Consider the following 19,255-nt stretch of genomic DNA (forward strand, 5'->3'; position numbering starts at 1 on the left):
TTGCGGGTTCTGTTGATCAAGACTTCTTCGCTGGGCGACGTCATTCACGCGTTGCCGGCGTTGACTGACGCGGCGCGGGCGATTCCCGGCATCAAATTCGACTGGGTGGTGGAAGAAGGCTTTGCCGAGATCCCGACCTGGCATCCGGCGGTGGGCAAGGTGATTCCGGTGGCGATCCGTCGCTGGCGCAAAAACATCTGGCAGACCATCAAGAACGGTGAGTGGAGGCGCTTCAAGCAAAGCGTTCGCGCCACCCAATATGACTTGGTGATCGACGCCCAGGGCTTGCTGAAAAGCGCCTGGCTGACCCGTTACGTCAAGGCTCCAGTGGCCGGCCTCGATAAAAACTCGGCGCGCGAGCCCATCGCTGCGCGCTTTTACGATCGACGCCTGGCCGTTGCCCGTGGGCAGCACGCGGTGGAGCGAGTGCGTCAGTTGTTCGCCATCGCGCTGGGCTATGACTTGCCCAAAGGCCTGGGCGATTACGGACTGAATATCGAGCGTCTGGTGGAATTGCCGCGCAAGAATCCGTACGTGGTGTTTCTGCATGGCACCACCTGGGACACCAAGCACTGGCCCGAAGCCTACTGGCGTGAGCTGACCGAACGGGTCGGCTACCTGGGTGTCGGGGTGAAGTTGCCGTGGGGCAATGCCCTGGAGAAAGCCCGGGCCGAGCGCATCGCTGCCGGTTTCAAACACGCCGAAGTGTTGCCCAAACTGAACCTGGCCGGTGTCGGCAAGGTGCTGGCGGGCGCACAGGCCTGCGTGGCGGTGGACACCGGCCTGGGCCATCTGGCCGCCGCACTGGATGTGCCGACGCTGTCGCTGTTCGGCCCGACCAATCCGGGCCTGACCGGCGCCTATGGCAAAGTGCAGATTCACATGGCCAGCGACTTCCCTTGCGCGCCGTGCCTGCAAAAGAAATGCACTTACCAACCGACGGCCGAAGATGGTCGTCAGTTTGACCTGAAACGCGAGTGGCCCCTGTGCTTCACGCGTCTGAATCCCGAGCGTGTCGCCAGCCGACTGAGCACGTTGTTAATGGCTGAGGAGCTGCGCTGATGCAATTGGCATTTGTCCTGTACAAATACTTTCCCTTTGGTGGCCTGCAGCGCGATTTCATGCGCATTGCCCTGGAGTGCCAGAAGCGCGGCCATCAGATTCGCGTCTACACGCTGATCTGGGAAGGCGACGTACCGCCGGGTTTCGAAGTGCTGGTGGCGCCGGTCAAGGCGTTCTTCAACCATCGCCGCAACGAGAAGCTCAGCGAGTGGATGGAGGCGGACCTGGCCAAGCGCCCGGTGGACCGCCTGATCGGCTTCAACAAGATGCCGGGCCTGGACGTCTACTACGCCGCCGACGGCTGCTTCGAAGACAAGGCGCAGAACTTGCGCAATTCGCTGTATCGCCGTTGGGGCCGTTATCGCCACTTCGCCGAATACGAGCGGGCGGTGTTCGCCAAAGAGGCAAAGACCGAAGTGTTGATGATTTCCGAAGTCCAGCAGCCGCTGTTCATCAAGCATTACGACACGCCGCTGGAACGCTTCCACCTGCTGCCACCGGGTATCGCCCAGGACCGTCGCCGACCGGCCGATGCCGGTGAAATTCGCGCAGGGTTCCGCGCTGAGTTCGATCTCAAGGACGACGAACTGCTGCTGGTGCAGATCGGCTCCGGGTTCAAGACCAAAGGTGTGGACCGCAGCCTCAAGGCATTGGCGGCATTGCCTGCCGAACTGAGGAGGCGCACCCGGCTGTTTGTAATTGGCCAGGATGACCCCAAATTATTCCAGATGCAGAGCGCGACATTGGGGCTGGGCGACAACGTCACCTTCCTCAAGGGGCGCAGCGATATTCCGCGCTTCCTGTTGGGTGCCGACCTGTTGATCCATCCGGCGTACAACGAAAATACCGGCACCGTGCTGCTCGAAGCCCTGGTGGCCGGCCTGCCGGTGCTGGTGAGCGCGGTGTGCGGTTACGCTCATTACATTGCCGAGGCCGATGCGGGCCTGGTGCTGGACGAACCGTTCGATCAGGCACAACTGACGCAGTACCTGACCGGCATGTTGAACGACGCTCAAGCAAGGGCGGCCTGGAGCCGCAACGGTCTGGCCTTCGCCGAAACGGCCGACCTCTACAGCATGCCGCAGCACGCGGCCGATGTGATTCTGGCGGAGCACGCTTAAATGAAGTTGATGCTGGCTGAACCGTTCAAGAGCCTCTGGGCCGGACGCGACCCGTTCGCCGAAGTCGAGGGGCTCAAGGGCGAGGTGTACCGCGAGCTGGAAGCGCGCCGGACATTACGCACGGAAGTCGACGGCAACGGGTTTTTCGTGAAAATCCACCGTGGCATCGGCTGGGGCGAAATCTTCAAGAACCTGCTCACTGCCAAGCTTCCTGTGCTGGGTGCCGGTCAGGAGTGGAAGGCCATTCAGCGCCTGCAGGAAGCCGGCGTGCCGACCATGACCGCCGTCGCGTATGGCGAGAAGGGCAGTAACCCGGCCGACCAGCACTCGTTCATCGTCACTGAAGAGCTGGCGCCGACGGTTAGCCTCGAAGACTTCAGTATCAACTGGATCAAGCAGCCACCGGAGCCAATACTCAAGCGCGCGCTGATCGCCGAAGTCGCACGCATGACCGGCATGATGCACCGCGCCGGGGTCAACCACCGCGACTGCTACATCTGCCATTTCCTGCTGCACACCGACAAGCCGGTGACCTTTGATGACTTCAAGCTTTCGGTAATCGACCTGCACCGAGCCCAGACCCGCCCGACGATCACCTCGCGCTGGCGTAACAAGGATCTGGCGGCCCTGTACTTTTCGGCCCTGGACATTGGCCTGACCCGCCGCGACAAGCTGCGTTTCCTCAAGGGCTATTTCCAGCAGCCGCTGCGTCAGATCCTGAGCGAAGAAGCTGGGCTGCTGAGCTGGCTCGACGGCAAGGCCAACAAGCTCTACGAGCGTAAACAGCGATACGGGGATGCGCTCTGATGTCGGGTTGGAAACTGGATCCGGCCTACAGCGAGCTGGCCGATGACTTTGGCAGCCTCGAGGCTGTGTTTGCGCTGCAAGGCGAGCGTTTGACCAGTGACGTGCTCTCGGAGGTCATCCGTGTCGAGCGCAATGGCGTCAACTATTACGTCAAACGGTATGTGGGCGCTGGCAAAGGCTTGCGGCGTTACCTGGGCAAGCCTCGGGTGAAGATGGAATGGCAGAACCTCAAGCGCTTCGCCAAGTGGGGCATCCCCACTGCCGAAGTGGTGGCCTGGGGGCTGGAACGACGCGGTGCGGCCTACGCTCGCGGCGCGATGATTACCCGGGAGCTGCCGCGTACCGAAGACTTGTCGGCATTGGCCGAGCGGCGCGATCCGAAATTGTCGGATCGCGCCTGGGTCGATACCGTCAGTCGTCAGCTGGCCCAATACACCCGGACCATGCACGACCACCGCTTCACCCATAATGATTTGAAGTGGCGCAACCTGCTGATCGACGATGAGGCTCGAGTGTTTTTGATCGATTGCCCCAACGGCGATTTCTGGCGCGGTTTCTGGCTCAAGTACCGTATTACCAAAGATCTGGCGTGCCTGGACAAGGTCGCCAAGTATCAACTGTCGGCTACCCAGCGCCTGCGCTTTTACCTGCAATACCGCAACCGGACCCGGCTCAATGCTGCGGACAAGAAACGCATCCGGCACGTGGTGAGATTTTTCGAGGGACGCGAATGACTGATTTTCTGGCCGCTGAAGACCGTGCGCTGCTTGAGCGCCATGGCCTCGGCACGTTCGAGGCGCTCTGGGCCAAACAGCTCGATGCGGTGGACGAACCCAACACCGGTCGCGGCGGCTGGAGCAGCGTGTTTCGGCTGGATCTGGAAGGTCATGGTTTCTACCTCAAGCGCCAAAGCAACTACCTGACCCGCACCTTGCGCGCGCCGTTCGGCGAGCCGAGTTTCGCTCGCGAGTTTCGCAACATCTCCCGTTACCGGAAGATGGGCATTCCGGCGCTGGAAGCGGTGTTCTACGGGGAGCGCAAGGTCAATGGCGAGGTCCGCGCGATCCTGCTGACCCGCGCCCTGGACGGTTGGGACGACCTCGACTCGCTGTTGCAGCGCTGGGCTCAATTGAGCCCTGAGCAGCACTCGGAAATCCTCAAGGCCAGTGGCGAACTGGCCCGGCAACTGCACGCCGCACGCCAGGTGCATGGTTGCTTCTATCCCAAGCACATTTTCATGCGCGCCACCGGCAATGGCTATCAGGCTCAATTGATCGATCTGGAAAAGACCCGGCCGCTGCTGTACGGGCAGCGTGACCGAATCAAGGACCTGGAACCGCTGACGCGTCGCGCGCCCGAGTGGGGTGAGTCGCAACTGCGGCAATTGCTGGCCGCCTATCTGGATCAACCGCAGGACAGCTCGCTGATCGACAACTGGCTGCAGCGTTTGACCGCGCGGCGCAGCCAGAAGGGGCCGCGCTGATGCGTTTATCCGAGTTGAAGTCCGCCGGCCGCAATCCGGTTTTGCCGCTGAGCGTTTCGCTGGCCGACGCCGCTGGCCCCGCCGAGCTGCAACTGCTGAGCCTGTTGCGGGTGTTGCCGGGGCAGCGTTATGTCGGTGCCGGCGTCTGGCGTGGTCGGCCGGTGTTGGCCAAATTGTTGGTCGGCAGCAAGGCCGCACGGCATTTTCAGCGTGAACTGGATGGCGTGCGCCTGCTGTCCGCCCAGGGGCTGACCACGCCGCAACTGTTGGCCGATGGCCTGAAGGAAGGCGAGGGTGGCTGGCTGCTGTTTGATTTCCTTGAGCATGCCGAAAGCCTGGGCGACACCTGGAAGCAGGTTGAGCAGCAGCCCGTACTGTCCGATGGGCAAGGCGCGGTGCTGGCCGAGGCGTTGGGTGCGATCGGTCAGATGCATCGCAAGGGCCTGTGGCAGGAAGACCTGCATCTGGACAACTTGCTGCGCCAGGGCGGTCGCCTGTACCTGATCGATGGCGCGGGCATCTGCTGCGAGACGCCTGGCCAGCCGCTGTCCCGGCAGAAGGTTCTGGAAAACCTCGGGGTGTTCTTTGCCCAGTTGCCGAAGTCGATCGAACCCTTCATTGAAGAGTTGCTGGTGTATTACCTGCTCAGCAACGGCGAGCACGCCTTGCCCATGGAAGCGCTGCAGAAGCAGATCGACAAGGTCCGCAGTTGGCGTCTCAAGGACTTCCTGATCAAGGTTGGCCGCGAGTGCACGCTGTTCAGCGTCCAGCGCGGGGCCTTCGGATTGCGGGCGATTCGCCGCGAGGAAGAGTCGTCGATGGTGCCGGTGCTGGAGCAGGCCGACGCCTTGCTCGATCAGGGGCATCTGTACAAGACCGGCGGTGCGGCGAGTGTCGGCAAGGTCGAGGTGGATGGCCGCACACTGGTGATCAAGCGCTACAACATCAAGGGTTTTGCCCACTGGCTCAAGCGCTTCTGGCGCCCGAGCCGGGCCTGGCATTCATGGCGCGAAGGCAACCGCCTGGCGTTCCTCGGGATTGCCACGCCCAAGCCGCTGGCGTTGCTGGAAACGCGTTTTCTGTGGCTGCGCAGCCGGGCTTACCTGATCACCGAGTACCTGCCGGGGCCGGACATCATCGAGCGTTTTGCGCCGTATGTTGAGCGTGGCGATGCACCGGAAGCCGAGCTGGTGGCACTGGATCATCTGTTTGCCGAGTTGATTCGCGAACGCATCAGCCATGGCGACTTCAAGGGGCATAACCTGTTCTGGGAACAGGATCGCTGGGCGTTGATCGACCTCGACTCGATGTGCCAGCACGGTTCTCTCGGCAGTTTCGCCCCGGCGTATGCCAGGGATCGCGCGCGGTTCATGCGCAATTGGCCTGAAGGCAGCGCCCTTTACCAGGTCATCGATCAGCGTCTGCCCAAGGACATCTCCAGCGCGACCTGAATCGGACCTTCGGTCCTTTCGCGAGCAAGCCCGCTCCCACAGTAGTTCCGGTCGTTCAGATATCCCTGTGGGAGCGGGCTTGCTCGCGAAGGGGCCGGAACTGCCAACCAAGAAAGCAGACAGGTTCTTGTGATCCGTCCTACGCGATCTTGGGAAGTCATGAACTGTGGCCCAAATCGCCCCGATGCTAGTTTGCCTGACGTTCTCGGAGGTCAGGCTGTGACGATCAAAATGGCAGTTTCAGCGGGTGTTTTATCGGTGTCGCTAATGGGCTGCGGAACCGCCGCCACCGTCCTGCAGGATGAAGCCGACGCAGCGCAGGGGCTGCGCAGGCAAAAGACCTATTGCCAGTCCATTCCCCGGGTCTACAGCGGACTGGCTTACGACTTCTGTGTATTAAATGCGCCACCAGACCCTGCGGGTTTCCTTGTGCCGCTCGTTTTAGTGGACTTGGCCCTGTCTGGCGCGCTGGACACCGTGGTCTTGCCGTACACGATTTACCGGCAAAGCGTGGACGGCAGTATCTCTATCTATTGGCGACCTGCGCGCGGATAAAAATACCGCGAGGTCCCCGCCGCAGTTGCTTGCCGCTTGCGGCTAGAGGCTTGCCGCCGCTTTTACGCTATAATCCCGCCCTTTAGCTGTCTCTCGCCCATTGCGAGGGCACATTAATTTTTGAGGCGCTTGCGCCTGCATGCAGACTAAAGAGGCTAGACCCCTGTGGCATTGACGATTCTTGGCCTGTCCGGCGCCCTTAGCCATGATCCTTCCGCAGCCCTGTATATCGACGGCAAGCTGGTCGCGGCGGCTGAAGAGGAGCGCTTCGTACGCGATAAACATGCAAAGAACCGCATGCCCTACGAATCGGCGAAATTCTGCCTGGAACAGGCCGGTATCAAGCCGTCCGATGTCGACGTGGTCGCGATCCCGTTCGCTCCGATCAGCCTGTTCGGCAAGGCCCGCTGGCAGTACGCCAAGCGTTACTGGTACGCCCCGGACCGTGCACTCGACGCGATCCTGATGGGCAACCGTCGCTACAAGCGCTATCGCAACAAGATTGTCTGGTGCCTGGAGCAACTGGGTTTTGATCCGAAGAAGATCAAGATCGAGCCGGTCGAACACCACCTGGCCCACGCCTCCAGCGCCTATCACTGCTCCGGTTTCAAAGAGAAAACCGCGATCCTGGGCATCGACGGCAAGGGCGAGTACGCCACGACCTTCTTCGGTTACGGCGAAAACGGCAAGATCCACAAGATCAAGGAATTCTTCGATCCGGACTCCCTCGGCGGCCTGTATGGCGCGATCACCGAGTTCCTCGGTTTCGATATGCTCGACGGTGAGTTCAAGGTCATGGGCATGGCGCCGTACGGTGACGCCAGCAAATACGATTTCTCGCGCCTGGCTTCGTTCGAAAACGGCGAGTTGGTAATCAACACCGACTACGCCAACGTCATCGGCCTGCGTCGCTACAAAGAAAAGGGCAAGGGTTACTACTTCTCGCCGAAGCTGATCGAGTGGCTGGGTCCCAAGCGCGAAGGCGACATCGCCGACGAGCCTTACATCCACTACGCCGCCAGCATTCAAGCGCTGTTCGAAAAAATTTCGCTGCAGATGATCGACCACTACCTGGGCGACGTGCTCAAGGAAACCGGCAAACTGGCCTACGCCGGTGGCTGTGCGTTGAACGTCAAGCTGAACCAGAAAATCATTGCCCGCGACGACGTCAAAGAGCTGTTCGTACAGCCTGCATCCGGAGATGCCGGCACAGCAGTCGGCGCGGCAGCCTATGTGTCCCACGCCCGTGGCGTACCGGTCGAGAAGATGGAACACGTCTACCTCGGCCCGTCGTACAGCAACGAAGACGTGATTGCCGCCTGCGCCCGTCACGAGAACAAGCCGACCTGGCGCAAGCTCGACAACATGCCGGAGCAGATCGCCAAGATCATGGTCGACGGCAACCCGGTGGCCTGGTTCCAGGGCCGCATGGAGTTCGGTCCGCGTGCACTGGGTGGTCGCTCGATCATCGGTTGCCCGAGCATTGCTGGCGTGGCTGACCGCATCAACCACCAGATCAAGTTCCGCGAGCGCTGGAGGCCTTTCTGCCCGTCGATGCTCGACACCGTGGCGCCGCAGATGATCAAGATCGATCACCCGGCTCCGTTCATGACCTTCACCTTCGAAGTGGCGGAAGAATGGAAGACCCGCGTGCCGGAAGTTGTCCATGAAGATGGCACCTCCCGCGCCCAGGTGCTCAAGCGCGAATACAACCCGCGCTACTACGACATGATGAAAGCGCTGGAAGTGCTCACCGGCAACGGCGTGTCGCTCAACACCTCGCTCAACCGTCGCGGCGAACCGATGATCTGCTCGCCGACTGACGCCCTGAACATGTTCTTCGGTTCGGATCTACAGTATCTGATCATGGAAGACATCCTGGTGGTCAAAGAGGGCGCAAACGCCTATGACACGTTCGGCTGAACGTCATGTGCTGCAGTTCTGCCACGGCTATGACGGGCCGTTCCTGGACTGCGCACGGCAGTACGCCAGCCTGTTCGCGGGGACCGGTTATCGAGTGACCACGGTGTTTCTCACCGGGGTTGCCGATGCCGAAGTCGCCGCGGGCTGTGCTTCCGATGAAGTGTTGTTCATGGAGTACAGCTCCAAGGCCATTCGCGGCCTGAAGCTGGGTGCCATCGGCGATCTGCGCAAGATCGCCGCGTCGCGCAACTTCAGTTTCTGCATCGCCCACCGCTTCAAGCCGATCTATATCGCCTTGCTCGGCACGTCGTTGCCGGTGATTGGCGTGCATCACGCTTTTGACGATTACAAACGTGGCAGCCGTAAACTGTTCGCGCATATTTTCCGCAAGCGTTTGAGTTTGCTCGGTGTGTCCGACGCCGTGCGCGACGACATGCGCCAATGCCTGCCGAAGTGGCCGGCCTCGCGGATTCAGACCTTGTACAACCGTATCGATGTGGACGCCTTGCAGGCGACCCAGGTGTCGGCTCGCGAGGCCCGGGAAACCCTCGGGCTGGCGGCGGATGCCTGGATCGTCGGCAACGTCGGGCGGCTGCATCCGGACAAGGACCAGGCCACGCTGTTGCACGGTTTTGCCGAGGCGTTGCCAGGGTTGCCGGACAACAGCCAGCTGGTGATTCTCGGCAAGGGGCGCCTGGAGGAAAACCTCAAGGCCCAAGCCCGGGAACTGGGTATCGGTGACCGGGTTCTGTTCCTCGGTCAGGTGCCGGATGCGCGTAACTACTTCCGGGCTTTTGATGTATTCGCCCTGAGTTCCGATCACGAACCGTTCGGCATGGTGCTGCTGGAGGCCATGGCCGCTGGCGTTCCTTTGCTGGCCACGGCGTGCGGCGGAGCGAAAGAGGTGGTTGAAGGCGTGGGCATCCTGTTCCCGTTGGGCGATGCCGAGCGTCTGGCCCAGGGGCTGCAACATCTGCTCGGCATGGATGATCAGCAACGCCGGCAGTGTGCCGAGTTGATGCTCGAGCGCTTGCGCGAACGCTTCTCCGATCGCGCAGTGCGCGATGCTTTCTGGCACTTGCCGCACGTTACCGAACTGGCACCGAGGGGCTGATGCTCAACCGATTTCAAGGCTGGCGCGAGCGTGGCTGGGCGGTAGTCGACGCCTCGACTTACGCCGAAACCTGGCAGCGTTATGGCGGCAGCGTCGCGACTCATCCCGTGGTGGTCGAGCGGCTGGCGCAACTGGCCGACATTCCGGTGCGTTACCTGGCCTGGGTGCAGGGTGATGAGGTCAAGGCGGCGATCCCGACCTGGGGCCGCGACCTGGCCTTGTCCAAGGACGTGCTCAAGCGTCGCGGCAAGAAAGGTCTTTTCGACCTGGGCAACGCCGAGATCATCCTGCCGGCCGCTGCCGATACCCAGGCGCCTTTGCGCCATCGTGCGCGGTATCTGTCGGCGCTGAACGAAGGCCGTTTCACTGGCATCAAGTTGCAAACCGAACAACTGGCCATGGCCCGCACGCCCGAAGAATTGTCGAAAAAATTTCGCTATAACCAACGCCGCGAATTGCGCTTGCTGGAAGAGGCCGGTGGCGTGGTGCGGCCGGTGTCCGAATTTTCCAGCACTGAGCTGGCGGCGATTTACTGCGACCTGTTCCAGCGCCGCTGGGGCTTCCCGGCGACGGGAGCCGAACGCATGGCCGAGGTCATCGAGTTGCTGCGCGAGTTGCTGATCGGTTCGGTGATTTTCCTCAACGATGCGCCGATTGCTATTCAGCTGGTGTACCGAGTCGAAACCCCGCAGTGGATCAGTGTCGAGTACATCAACGGCGGGGTCGATCCGCAAACCCGTGAGTTCAGCCCCGGCAGCGTGCTGAGTTTCCTCAATACGCAAAGTGCCTGGGAGCATGCCCGGGCGCAGGACAAGCCGTTGCGCTTTTCCTTCGGTCGCGCCGACCGTGAATACAAGGATCGCTGGTGCAACCCCGTGCCGGTCTTCACCGTATGAACCAAGCCATGAGCCGCAAACAGCAACTGCTCAAGCGCCATCGGCGCAATAAACGTATCGGCCTGCTGATTGCGTTGGTGCTGTTGATCGTCATCGGTGTGCTGGTGGCCTGGTGGTTGCCGCTGGTGCTGGCGGTTCTGGGCTGGATTGCCCATGAAGCCTGGTTTGCCGACCATCTGTTCTACTCACCGAAAGACGATTACCAGTACAGCTTTCCCCCCTACACGCCCCAGCCCAAGGTGCACCTGAACGGTGAACATTTGCGGCTGGACGAGGGCGTGATGCTGGTCGACGACGCGACGCTGGTGCTGGCCCTGCGGGTAAAAAGCACCTGGCTGGGTCGTTTTTTCGATCCGGTGGTCGAGTTGGCGGGGGGCGAAAACCCGGACCGACAAACCTTCGAACGGGGCGTAAACGGCCTGCGTTACCTCAATCTCAGTGGTCAGGCTCAGGCGCTGTCCCGTGGTGAGCTGCGCTTGCGCGGGCGTTTCTGTCGGGTGTTCGGTGAGCCTGTGCTGTGGGCGCTGGAACATCCGGATTACCGGCGTCAGCGGGTCATGGTCATCGCGCCCCACGCCGATGACGCCGAGCTGGCGGCCTACGGTTTGTACAGCCAGGCCGACGAAACCTGGATCGTCACGCTGACAGCGGGTGAAATCGAAGCTGAACACTATCAGCAGATGGGCCTGTACAAGGTCGATGCGGCCCGCTTGAAAGGCCGTCTGCGCACCTGGGACAGCATCGCCGTGCCACGTTGGGCCGGTGTACCCGAGGCCCACTGCGTACAACTGGGTTACTTCTGTCTGCAACTGGCGAGCATGCAGGCCGCGCCTGCGGTGGCGGCGGGATCGCGGGAAGCTGACCTGAGCGACACCCGGCTGTTCCGTCAGTTGAATCCTTTTGCGCTGCCCGGTGATGCCGATGGCGCGCCGACCTGGAACAACCTGCTGGCGGATCTGCGTGAGTTGCTGCTGCGGGCCCGGCCCGAAGTTATCGTCCTGCCGCATCCGACCCTGGATCCGCATCCCGATCATATCTGCGCCCAGGCAGCAGTCCTCGAAGCCTTGCAAGGCCTGGACTGGCAGCCGACCACGCTATTGGGCTATGCCAACCACCTGCACGACAACGACCGTTGGCCGATGGGCGATACCGGTGATGGCATCGCCTTGCCGCCCGCCTTCGATCCGGCCCAGCCGATGCAGCCTTATTGCCTGCCCTTGCCGCTGGAGCAACAGCGAGACAAGGCCATGGCGTTGGGCATGATGCACGACCTGCAGCCGGCGATGCCGTTCAAGCGTCGCTTGCGTCGGTTGATACAATGCGTGTTGGCCGGCCGGTTGCCGCCCACCTATGGCGAGAACGAGTTCTTTCGCAAGGCAGTCCGGCGCCACGAGCTTTTGTGGTCCATCAAGCACACACCAGGCAACGTTTCTCAGCGGGGAGAGTTATGAGTCAGCGGTCAAAGGTCCTGCAACTGCAGCCTGACTACAACGTCAAAGCCCATGATTTCGCCGACCTCGCGGAGCAAATCGTCAAGGCCCTGCCCAGTGATCGCTATGAAGTGACCGCTGCGTTTTTGCGCGGCAAACCCGGGCCGGGCGAAGCGGTGAGCCGAGCCGACCGTTCGGTGTACTTCGAATTTTCCGACAAGTCCCTCAAGGGCATGCGCCTGCGGGCCATGTGGCAGCTGTACAAGTTCTGCCGTCGGGAAAAATTCGATGTGGTGATCTGCAACCGCTTCAAGCCGGTGAACATGATGCTGGCGCTCAACCGCTGGTTGAAAGTGCCGTTGTGCATCGGCATTTCCCACGGCTTTGGCGAGTACGACCGTTTTTACCGGCGCCGCCAGACCCAGCGCCTGATCGATCGTCACTGGCGCTTCGTCGGCGTGTCGCCAGCGGTGAAACAGTATCTGCTGGACTGTGACTGCGGCTTCACCGACCAGAACACCTACGCCATCACCAATGCCATCGACATCGAGCAGGCCGAAGGTCTGCAACACAGTCGTGAAAAGGCCCGTGAACTGTTGGGCATCGATCCGTCGGTGCGGCTGATCGGTGCGTTGGGGCGACTGGTGCCGGTCAAAGGCCATATCTATTTGCTACAGGCCTTTGCCGCGCTCAAGGACAAATACCCCAATACCCAGCTGGCGATCATCGGTGCCGGCCGCGAGGAGTCGCGTCTGGCGGCGGAAATCGACCGCCTCGGCCTCAGCGGTCGCGCCCATTTGCTGGGGTTCAAGGAAATTGCCCTGCAGTACATTCGCGCTTTCGATATCTGGACCATGCCTTCTTTGGCCGAAGGTCTCGGGCTGGCGCTGCTCGAAGGCATGAGCGGGCATTTGCCGGTGATCGCCTCGAACGTGCCGGCCATGTTGCCGCTCATCGAAGGGGCTGGTGGCCTGGCGATTACGCCGAAGGATGTGCCGACGCTGCAGGCGGCGCTGGACACTTACCTCGGGCTGTCGGATGACGAGCTCAAGGCCAAGGGCGAGCAGGCCTTCCGTTATTTGCAGCAACACCATGACATCGAGGAGTTCCGTCGCGAATACCTCAATCTGATCGACTCCGGCCTGGAACAGGCCCGCAAGGAACAGCCATGAACGACGCGCAACCCATCGTCACGGTCATTATCGCGTCGTACAACCACGCCGCTTACATCGAGGAAAGCATTCTCAGCGTCCTCAACCAGACCTACCAGAATATTGAGTTGCTGGTGGTCGACGATGGCTCGAAAGATGACAGCGTCGAGCGGATCAAGGCGTTGCAGGCCATCCATGGTTTCGACTTCCGGGTCCAGGAAAACCAGGGGCTGACCAATACCCTCAACGGTGCGATTGCCCGGGCCAAGGGCAGCCTGATCGTGCCGTTCGGTTCGGATGACATCATGCTGCCGGAGCGAATCGCCACCCAGGTCGCGCATATGGACGGCAAGCCCGAGGTCGGCATTTGCGCCGGTAACATCGAGCTGATCGATGCCGACGGCAACCTCTACCCGGAGAAGCGCCAGCGCCGGGATGTGCCGTTCCGTCGCCTGGACTTCGATGACATGTTCCTGGAGCGCAAGCCCTATCCTCCGGCTCCCACCCTGATGATCCGTCGCGAAGCACTGGAGAAGGTGGGCGGATTCGACCCGACCATTCGCCTGGAAGACTTGCTGATCGAGCTGAAGGTGACCCATGCCGGTTACTTCATCGACGGTCTGAACGTGTTGATGGCGCGCTATCGCAAGCACGCCACCAACTCCTACAAGAACCACCGCTTCATGATCGACAGCATCCTGCGCACCTACGCGCTCTTCAGCGATCACCCGCTGTATGACGAGGTGCGCTACAAGTTTCTCAATTCCATGTTCCTCAAGACCGCCAACCGTGATCGCAAGCTGGCGCGGGAGTTGCTGGCGCAGATTCCGTTCAAGGCCTGGAACAAGAAAACCTGGCGTGGGTTGGGTCGGATGTATTTCTCACGGCTGGAGAAAAACTGAGCCAAAGGCTGGATTCAAGGGGGGCGGAAGGCGGGGCATTGTCCTCGATGATATGCCCCGGCAATGGCTCAACGTTGTTGAGCCGTCTCCTCCAAAAGTTCTTTCCTCGGCTTCCTCTTCTGGCGTAACCAGTGCAGGGTTTTCTTGCCTGCATTGATACCGGGCTTTTCGAGGTACAGGTAAGTCAGGCTGCTGATGATGATCAGCAGGCAACTGCACACGGCCATCAACGGCAGGAAGACCCAGGCTTGCCGGGCGTCAAGATGCAATACCGGCGGCAGTCGCTGCACCAGTACCCAGAGCACGAAACCGTGCAGCAAATACGTGCTGTAGCTGATTTCCCCCAGCCAGCGGATGCTGCGTGGCCTCAGGGCGCCGAATAAGGTGTTGCCGGACGCCACGATCACAAAGAACAGTGAAAGCAGCAGCAGCGCTCCCAGGTTGAATGCCCGGTTGAACGCCGTAAAGGCGATCGCCAAGGCAAGCAGAGCGATGATGCCCGCCGGCGGAGACAGGCTCCAGGCGACCCATTGTGGACGGCGAACCCAGTACGCCGCAGCGATGCCGCCGAGGAAACTGGCCAGGAAGTGCTTCTTCAGCGAGTGTTCCCAGCCGACCACCTCGTACAAGGCGTAGATGCCGATCAGGCACAGCACCGTCTGCATCCGGCCGCCGCGATAAATGAACACCCTGGCGGCCAGTGGCAGGGCCAGGTAGAAAAACAACTCGTACCCCAGCGTCCAGGTGACGTTGGAGATCAGCATGCCGGTCTGGTGGTACTGGTTGACGTCTGGCCGGTCGAAGATCAGCCAGGCCAGGGTCTGGCCAATGAGCTGGGTGCCGGAGTCCTTGAGTTCCCAGTCCTGCAAATAGAACACACAGACAAACACGGTCAACATCAGCGGCAGGTAGAGCGGGTAGAGGCGAAACAGCCGGGATACCGCAAATGCCAGCCAGTCGTGTTGCCGTCCGTGGGTGAGCAAGCGGTCCCAGAACAGAAAGCTGGTGATCATGAAAAAGAGGGCGACGCTACCCTGGCCCAGCTGCGAGTAGAAGTTGCTCGGCGGAAAATCGATCACGCCGGTTTGCAGAAAGATCCAGGTAATGATCGAGTGGTGCACGAACACGCCGAAGGCCAGATACCCGCGTAAGCCGTCGATGCCGGCAAAGCGGCTTTCACCGCAATGCTCCAGCTGTCGGGTGAATCTCGGCACGCTGCGCAACAGTAGCGCAGCGGTCGCAATGGCGAGCAGGTAGGCCGTCATCGCGATAAGCGGGTTGGTTTCTATCATCAGTGAGCCTGTGCCGGAGGACTCCCGGCCAGCACGTGCCTGTGCAAATTATCCACGTCGGCTTTCGAAGCCGCTGCGGCGTATCCCTGCAGCAGCGCTTCGAAGTGATCCTCGAACAGCCAGCGCCGATCTTCTGCGTAGCGCTGCATGTGGCGCAGATTACGCCGACGCAGGGAAGGGCTCAATGATGAAGGGTAAATTCGCAGGTCGGCCAGATCGATCAGGCCAAACTCGCCGTCCTCCAGCACCAGCACATTGCCCAGGTGCAGGGAGCGGAAGTAGACCCCTTGCTGATGCAGTTGAGCCATGAATTTGCCGAAGCGCTCCACCAGTGCCTGGCGCACCGCCGGGGCGGTGATGCCTTGCAGGATCTGGCGTAGCGTGTTGCCCGGCAACGGAGAGTAGTGCACAGCGGTGCTGCCGTCTTCGAACCGGTAGAGGTCGAGGATGTGCGGTGTCGGGATGCCCATGCTGCGCAGTTGCATGCTATTGACCGCAAAACGATCGGAGTAGGGCGTGAAACTGCCCGAGGTATACCAGCGGCGGCGGCGGAACAGCTTGAGAAAGCTGCCATCGCTCAGGCGCAGGACTTTGGGGCCCAGACCATCCTCTTCGATAACCCGGGCATCGGCAGTCAGCTGTTGCAGGGCGCTTGGTGTCGCGGTCTTGATCGGCGTGTGCAGCAGGCGCCGGGCCCGTTGATTGATGCTCAATGCGGCAATCAGCGCCAAGGGGATCCACAGAAGGAACCAGTGCTCCTTGGGGCGAGAGATGATCCCGCCACCTTCAGTCAGGCCTGCACCGATACCGAAGGCCAGCCAGGCGGAGGCAATGACAAACAGCGGTTGCACGCGATGGCGCCAGCTACTGATGAAGCTCCACGCGAGGAAGAACAGCCATGGCAGCAGACCGATAATGCCAACGTAGTAGAGCACGCCCAAGGCAAAGCTATGGGGTTCCTGAAGGCTGTAGCCGACGCCGGGGTCCAGGGTCAGTCTGGCGTTGTAGCCGTGCCCGATCCATGGGTGCTCAGCGATCCTGCCCAGGGTCAATTGCCAGAGCTCGATGCGGAAGGAACTGCCTCTTTCGATGATCTTGTCCGCAAACAACGCGAAAGTCGCCGTACCGGCGATGAACATGGCGCCAAGCATGAAGACCGAGCGTCGATTCCAGCAGATGAAACACAGCCATAGCGCAGCCAGCGTCAGTGCAACCAGTGGGGTCCTGGAACCGGTGGCCAGCACTGTGGCGAACATGATCGCCATCGCCGGTATGCTCAACCAAAGTATCTGGCGTCGCCTGCAGGTCATGCTCAGGCTCAGCCAGTAGGTACAGAAGAAGCCGAATAGGTGGGAACTGAGCAGTGGATTGTCGAAAGCGCCTACACCGATCAGACGCATTTCCGGTTGGTAGAACTGGTCGAACCTGTACAGGTTGTAGGTAGAGACGACCAGCGCCACCGTCGCGGCGCAGAACAGCAGGGGCTGGATGATTTCGCTGCGATAGCGCACCAGCAGGTAGCAGCCAACGAACAGCATCAGGGTATGCAATGACGGTTTGAAGTGACCAGGCTCGATGTCGTCGCCCGGCCCCCAGTACAGGCTGAGCAGTGCCCACGCCACAAACAACAGAGCTGCGATGACGATCGGTTCGTGCAGCAGTTCTTTGCCGAACCGCGGTCGCAGGCACAGTGCAATCAGTGCCGGTATGCTGAACAGACCATAGTAAAGCTTGTGAAGCACACTGCGCCCCGGCAGGAAAAACAGTGCACAAAGCAGCAATAAATAACCGAGCGGAAGGATCCACAGACAAATGAAATCGAAGATTCTATTGGACGTGCTGTTCAAAGCGTTTAATTGCATGCTGAGTAACTTATTCCTGAATTGAGCGACCATACCAAGGCAGGGACATCTGGTGGCTATTTGACGCGCCACAATACACAGACTGTATGCGATTGCCAGAACCCTGGGGAAGCTGTGGTAAAGTCAGCGTCCTTTTCATCGACATTCGCGTGATATGACCGACTCCAGTCTCTGCGCAAGCCCATCGAGCTTGAAAATCTACTTCCGCCTGCTCGGCTATGTCCGGCCGTACATCAGCCTGTTCCTGATCAGCATCGTCGGTTTTCTGATTTTCGCTTCGACGCAGCCAATGCTGGGCTACATCCTCAAGTACTTCGTCGACGGTCTATCCAACCCTGAAGCGGTGCTGTTTCCAACCGTGCCCTACCTGCGGGATCTGCAACTGCTGCAAGCGGTGCCATTGTTGATCATCCTCATCGCCGCGTGGCAGGGGTTGGGGTCGTACCTGGGCAACTACTTCCTGGCCAAGGTTTCCCTGGGCCTGGTCCATGACTTGCGGGTCCAGTTGTTCAACAACCTGCTGGTGCTGCCAAACCGGTATTTCGACAAGCATAACTCGGGGCACCTGATTTCACGTATCACCTTCAACGTGACCATGGTCACGGGGGCGGCAACAGATGCGATCAAGGTCGTAATCCGTGAAGGCATGACGGTGATCTTCCTGTTTGCCTCGCTGTTGTACATGAACTGGCGCCTGACGCTGGTCATGGTCGCCATCCTGCCGCTGATCGCCCTCATGGTGCGCACGGCGAGCAAGAAATTCCGCAAGCAGAGCAAGAAAATCCAGCTGGCCATGGGGGACGTGACGCATGTAGCGTCCGAAACGATCCAGGGTTATCGCGTGGTGCGCAGCTTCGGCGGTGAAAAGTACGAAGAGAAACGCTTCTTCGACGCCAGCCAGGGCAACACCGACAAGCAATTGCGCATGACCCGCACCGGCGCCATCTACACGCCGCTGCTGCAGTTGGTGATCTACACCGCCATGGCTGTGCTGATGTTCCTGGTGCTGTTCCTGCGGGGTGATGCGTCCGCCGGCGACATGGTGGCCTACATCACCCTGGCTGGCTTGCTGCCCAAGCCGATTCGCCAGCTGTCCGAAGTCAGCTCGACCATCCAGAAAGGTGTGGCCGGTGCTGAAAGTATCTTCGAACAACTGGATGTCCAGCCTGAAGTCGATACCGGCACCGTCGAGCGTGATGTCGTCAGCGGTCGCCTGGACGTGCGCAACCTCAGCTTTACCTACCCTGACACCGAGCGTCAGGTGCTCAATGACATCAGTTTCTCGGTCGAGCCCGGGCAAATGGTGGCGTTGGTGGGACGTTCGGGCAGCGGCAAGTCGACCCTGGCCAACCTGATTCCGCGTTTCTATCACCACGACAAGGGCGAAATCCTCATCGATGGCGTCGAAGTGGAGCAGTACAAGCTGTTGAACCTGCGTCGGCATATCGCCCAGGTGACTCAGCACGTGACCCTGTTCAGCGACACCGTGGCCAACAACATCGCCTATGGCGACCTGGCCGGCGCACCCCGCGAAGACATTGAAAAAGCGGCCAAAGATGCCTACGCGATGGACTTCATTGCCCAATTGCCCGAAGGCCTGGACACCCAGGTCGGGGAAAACGGCGTGCTGCTGTCCGGTGGCCAGCGCCAGCGCCTGGCGATTGCCCGGGCACTGTTGAAAAATGCTCCGCTGCTGATTTTCGATGAGGCGACTTCGGCACTCGATACCGAGTCCGAGCGGCATATTCAGGCAGCCCTGGATCAGGTCATGAAAGGTCGTACCACGCTGGTGATCGCTCACCGCCTGTCGACCATCGAGAAGGCCGACCTGATCCTGGTCATGGATCAGGGGAAAATCGTCGAGCGCGGCACCCATGAACAACTGCTGGCGCAAAACGGCTACTACTCGCGCCTCAACGCGATGGGCCTCGACGCCCCGGCCGAAGACATCGCCTGACCCCGAAAGGGCGAGCCTGGCTCGCCCTTTCGCACACCCGGCGTGCAACGCGCCCGGTGATTTGTATTCAGACCTTTATGTTTCTTGCCCGATCAAGGATTTCACCGCTATAGACAGCCCCTACGAGGCGCCGCTGCATGCCGAGTGCGAAATCGATGCGCAAGCGATGGGGATGAGCGATGCGTGTTGTCGTCTGGCGGATCTGCTGCTCAAAAAATGAGCAAAAAACCCCGGCGAATCATCCGCTTG

The 19,255-nt window shown here is 60.6% G+C and carries 16 protein-coding genes; 14 read left to right on the forward strand and 2 right to left on the reverse strand.

Annotated elements, in window-relative coordinates; genetic code table 11:
- From waaC to AC3IT6_RS02265, 13 genes are all read left to right on the forward strand, one after another.
- Nucleotides 1–1,062, forward strand: a complete 1,062-nt coding sequence (gene waaC / locus AC3IT6_RS02205) for a lipopolysaccharide heptosyltransferase I (RefSeq protein ID WP_489354150.1) — start codon at nucleotides 1–3, stop codon at nucleotides 1,060–1,062.
- Complete coding sequence (locus AC3IT6_RS02210; RefSeq protein WP_489354151.1) at nucleotides 1,062–2,183, forward strand: glycosyltransferase family 4 protein; 1,122 nt, start codon at nucleotides 1,062–1,064, stop codon at nucleotides 2,181–2,183. Before waaC ends, AC3IT6_RS02210 begins: the two co-directional genes overlap by 1 nt.
- Nucleotides 2,184–2,990 (forward strand): lipopolysaccharide core heptose(I) kinase RfaP, encoded by an 807-nt coding sequence (gene rfaP, locus AC3IT6_RS02215; protein WP_489354152.1) that lies wholly within the window; start codon nucleotides 2,184–2,186, stop codon nucleotides 2,988–2,990.
- On the forward strand, nucleotides 2,990–3,724 hold the full coding sequence (locus AC3IT6_RS02220; protein WP_046039745.1) for a lipopolysaccharide kinase InaA family protein: 735 nt from the start codon (nucleotides 2,990–2,992) through the stop codon (nucleotides 3,722–3,724). Before rfaP ends, AC3IT6_RS02220 begins: the two co-directional genes overlap by 1 nt.
- Nucleotides 3,721–4,473 carry a lipopolysaccharide kinase InaA family protein gene (locus AC3IT6_RS02225; protein ID WP_223447536.1) on the forward strand — a complete coding sequence of 251 codons (753 nt, stop codon included), beginning with the start codon at nucleotides 3,721–3,723 and terminating at the stop codon, nucleotides 4,471–4,473. Before AC3IT6_RS02220 ends, AC3IT6_RS02225 begins: the two co-directional genes overlap by 4 nt.
- Nucleotides 4,473–5,924, forward strand: a complete 1,452-nt coding sequence (locus AC3IT6_RS02230) for a lipopolysaccharide kinase InaA family protein (RefSeq protein WP_489354153.1) — start codon at nucleotides 4,473–4,475, stop codon at nucleotides 5,922–5,924. Before AC3IT6_RS02225 ends, AC3IT6_RS02230 begins: the two co-directional genes overlap by 1 nt.
- 219 nt (nucleotides 5,925–6,143) lie before the next feature.
- Nucleotides 6,144–6,479 carry a YceK/YidQ family lipoprotein gene (locus AC3IT6_RS02235; protein WP_489354154.1) on the forward strand — a complete coding sequence of 112 codons (336 nt, stop codon included), beginning with the start codon at nucleotides 6,144–6,146 and terminating at the stop codon, nucleotides 6,477–6,479.
- 165 nt (nucleotides 6,480–6,644) lie between these two features.
- Nucleotides 6,645–8,402 (forward strand): carbamoyltransferase family protein, encoded by a 1,758-nt coding sequence (locus AC3IT6_RS02240; protein WP_150727926.1) that lies wholly within the window; start codon nucleotides 6,645–6,647, stop codon nucleotides 8,400–8,402.
- Nucleotides 8,386–9,516: a glycosyltransferase gene (locus AC3IT6_RS02245; RefSeq protein WP_489354155.1), complete on the forward strand. Its 1,131-nt coding sequence runs from the start codon at nucleotides 8,386–8,388 to the stop codon at nucleotides 9,514–9,516. The genes AC3IT6_RS02240 and AC3IT6_RS02245 overlap by 17 nt, the downstream gene beginning before the upstream one ends.
- Nucleotides 9,516–10,412, forward strand: a complete 897-nt coding sequence (locus tag AC3IT6_RS02250) for an antimicrobial resistance protein Mig-14 (RefSeq protein WP_489354156.1) — start codon at nucleotides 9,516–9,518, stop codon at nucleotides 10,410–10,412. The genes AC3IT6_RS02245 and AC3IT6_RS02250 overlap by 1 nt, the downstream gene beginning before the upstream one ends.
- Nucleotides 10,413–10,420: 8 nt before the next feature.
- A complete protein-coding gene (locus tag AC3IT6_RS02255) occupies nucleotides 10,421–11,863 on the forward strand; it encodes a PIG-L family deacetylase (RefSeq protein WP_489354157.1) in 1,443 nt (480 codons plus the stop codon).
- Entirely contained in the window at nucleotides 11,860–13,014 is a 1,155-nt protein-coding gene (locus AC3IT6_RS02260; RefSeq protein WP_223447546.1) for a glycosyltransferase family 4 protein, read from the forward strand. The genes AC3IT6_RS02255 and AC3IT6_RS02260 overlap by 4 nt, the downstream gene beginning before the upstream one ends.
- Nucleotides 13,011–13,895, forward strand: coding sequence for a glycosyltransferase (locus tag AC3IT6_RS02265; RefSeq protein WP_489354158.1), 885 nt, complete (start codon nucleotides 13,011–13,013; stop codon nucleotides 13,893–13,895). Before AC3IT6_RS02260 ends, AC3IT6_RS02265 begins: the two co-directional genes overlap by 4 nt.
- Before the next feature lie 68 nt (nucleotides 13,896–13,963).
- Here the strand turns inward: AC3IT6_RS02265 and AC3IT6_RS02270 are convergent, their stop codons facing one another.
- A complete protein-coding gene (locus tag AC3IT6_RS02270; protein WP_489354159.1) occupies nucleotides 13,964–15,187 on the reverse strand; it encodes an acyltransferase family protein in 1,224 nt (407 codons plus the stop codon).
- The gene (locus tag AC3IT6_RS02275; protein WP_489354160.1) at nucleotides 15,187–17,049 is read right to left on the reverse strand and encodes an O-antigen ligase family protein; all 1,863 of its coding nucleotides are present in this window, start codon (nucleotides 17,047–17,049) and stop codon (nucleotides 15,187–15,189) included. The genes AC3IT6_RS02270 and AC3IT6_RS02275 overlap by 1 nt, the downstream gene beginning before the upstream one ends.
- Nucleotides 17,050–17,203: 154 nt before the next feature.
- On the opposite strand from AC3IT6_RS02275, the gene msbA reads away from it, so the two are divergent.
- Nucleotides 17,204–19,006, forward strand: a complete 1,803-nt coding sequence (msbA, locus tag AC3IT6_RS02280; RefSeq protein WP_489354161.1) for a lipid A export permease/ATP-binding protein MsbA — start codon at nucleotides 17,204–17,206, stop codon at nucleotides 19,004–19,006.
- Nucleotides 19,007–19,255: the final 249 nt, after the last annotated feature.

The sequence above is a fragment of the Pseudomonas sp. KH_017 genome (assembly GCF_057840285.1).

Excerpts from the sequence above, each read along its gene's own strand:
- AC3IT6_RS02270 (WP_489354159.1), bottom strand. The coding sequence starts at position 15,187 with ATGATAGAAACCAACCCGCTTATCGCGATGACGGCCTACCTGCTCGCC.
- AC3IT6_RS02210 (WP_489354151.1), top strand. The coding sequence starts at position 1,062 with ATGCAATTGGCATTTGTCCTGTACAAATACTTTCCCTTTGGTGGCCTG.
- msbA (WP_489354161.1), top strand. The coding sequence starts at position 17,204 with ATGACCGACTCCAGTCTCTGCGCAAGCCCATCGAGCTTGAAAATCTAC.
- AC3IT6_RS02220 (WP_046039745.1), top strand. The coding sequence starts at position 2,990 with ATGTCGGGTTGGAAACTGGATCCGGCCTACAGCGAGCTGGCCGATGAC.
- AC3IT6_RS02230 (WP_489354153.1), top strand. The coding sequence starts at position 4,473 with ATGCGTTTATCCGAGTTGAAGTCCGCCGGCCGCAATCCGGTTTTGCCG.
- AC3IT6_RS02250 (WP_489354156.1), top strand. The coding sequence starts at position 9,516 with ATGCTCAACCGATTTCAAGGCTGGCGCGAGCGTGGCTGGGCGGTAGTC.
- AC3IT6_RS02260 (WP_223447546.1), top strand. The coding sequence starts at position 11,860 with ATGAGTCAGCGGTCAAAGGTCCTGCAACTGCAGCCTGACTACAACGTC.
- AC3IT6_RS02255 (WP_489354157.1), top strand. The coding sequence starts at position 10,421 with ATGAGCCGCAAACAGCAACTGCTCAAGCGCCATCGGCGCAATAAACGT.
- AC3IT6_RS02275 (WP_489354160.1), bottom strand. The coding sequence starts at position 17,049 with ATGCAATTAAACGCTTTGAACAGCACGTCCAATAGAATCTTCGATTTC.
- AC3IT6_RS02245 (WP_489354155.1), top strand. The coding sequence starts at position 8,386 with ATGACACGTTCGGCTGAACGTCATGTGCTGCAGTTCTGCCACGGCTAT.
- rfaP (WP_489354152.1), top strand. The coding sequence starts at position 2,184 with ATGAAGTTGATGCTGGCTGAACCGTTCAAGAGCCTCTGGGCCGGACGC.
- AC3IT6_RS02265 (WP_489354158.1), top strand. The coding sequence starts at position 13,011 with ATGAACGACGCGCAACCCATCGTCACGGTCATTATCGCGTCGTACAAC.
- AC3IT6_RS02225 (WP_223447536.1), top strand. The coding sequence starts at position 3,721 with ATGACTGATTTTCTGGCCGCTGAAGACCGTGCGCTGCTTGAGCGCCAT.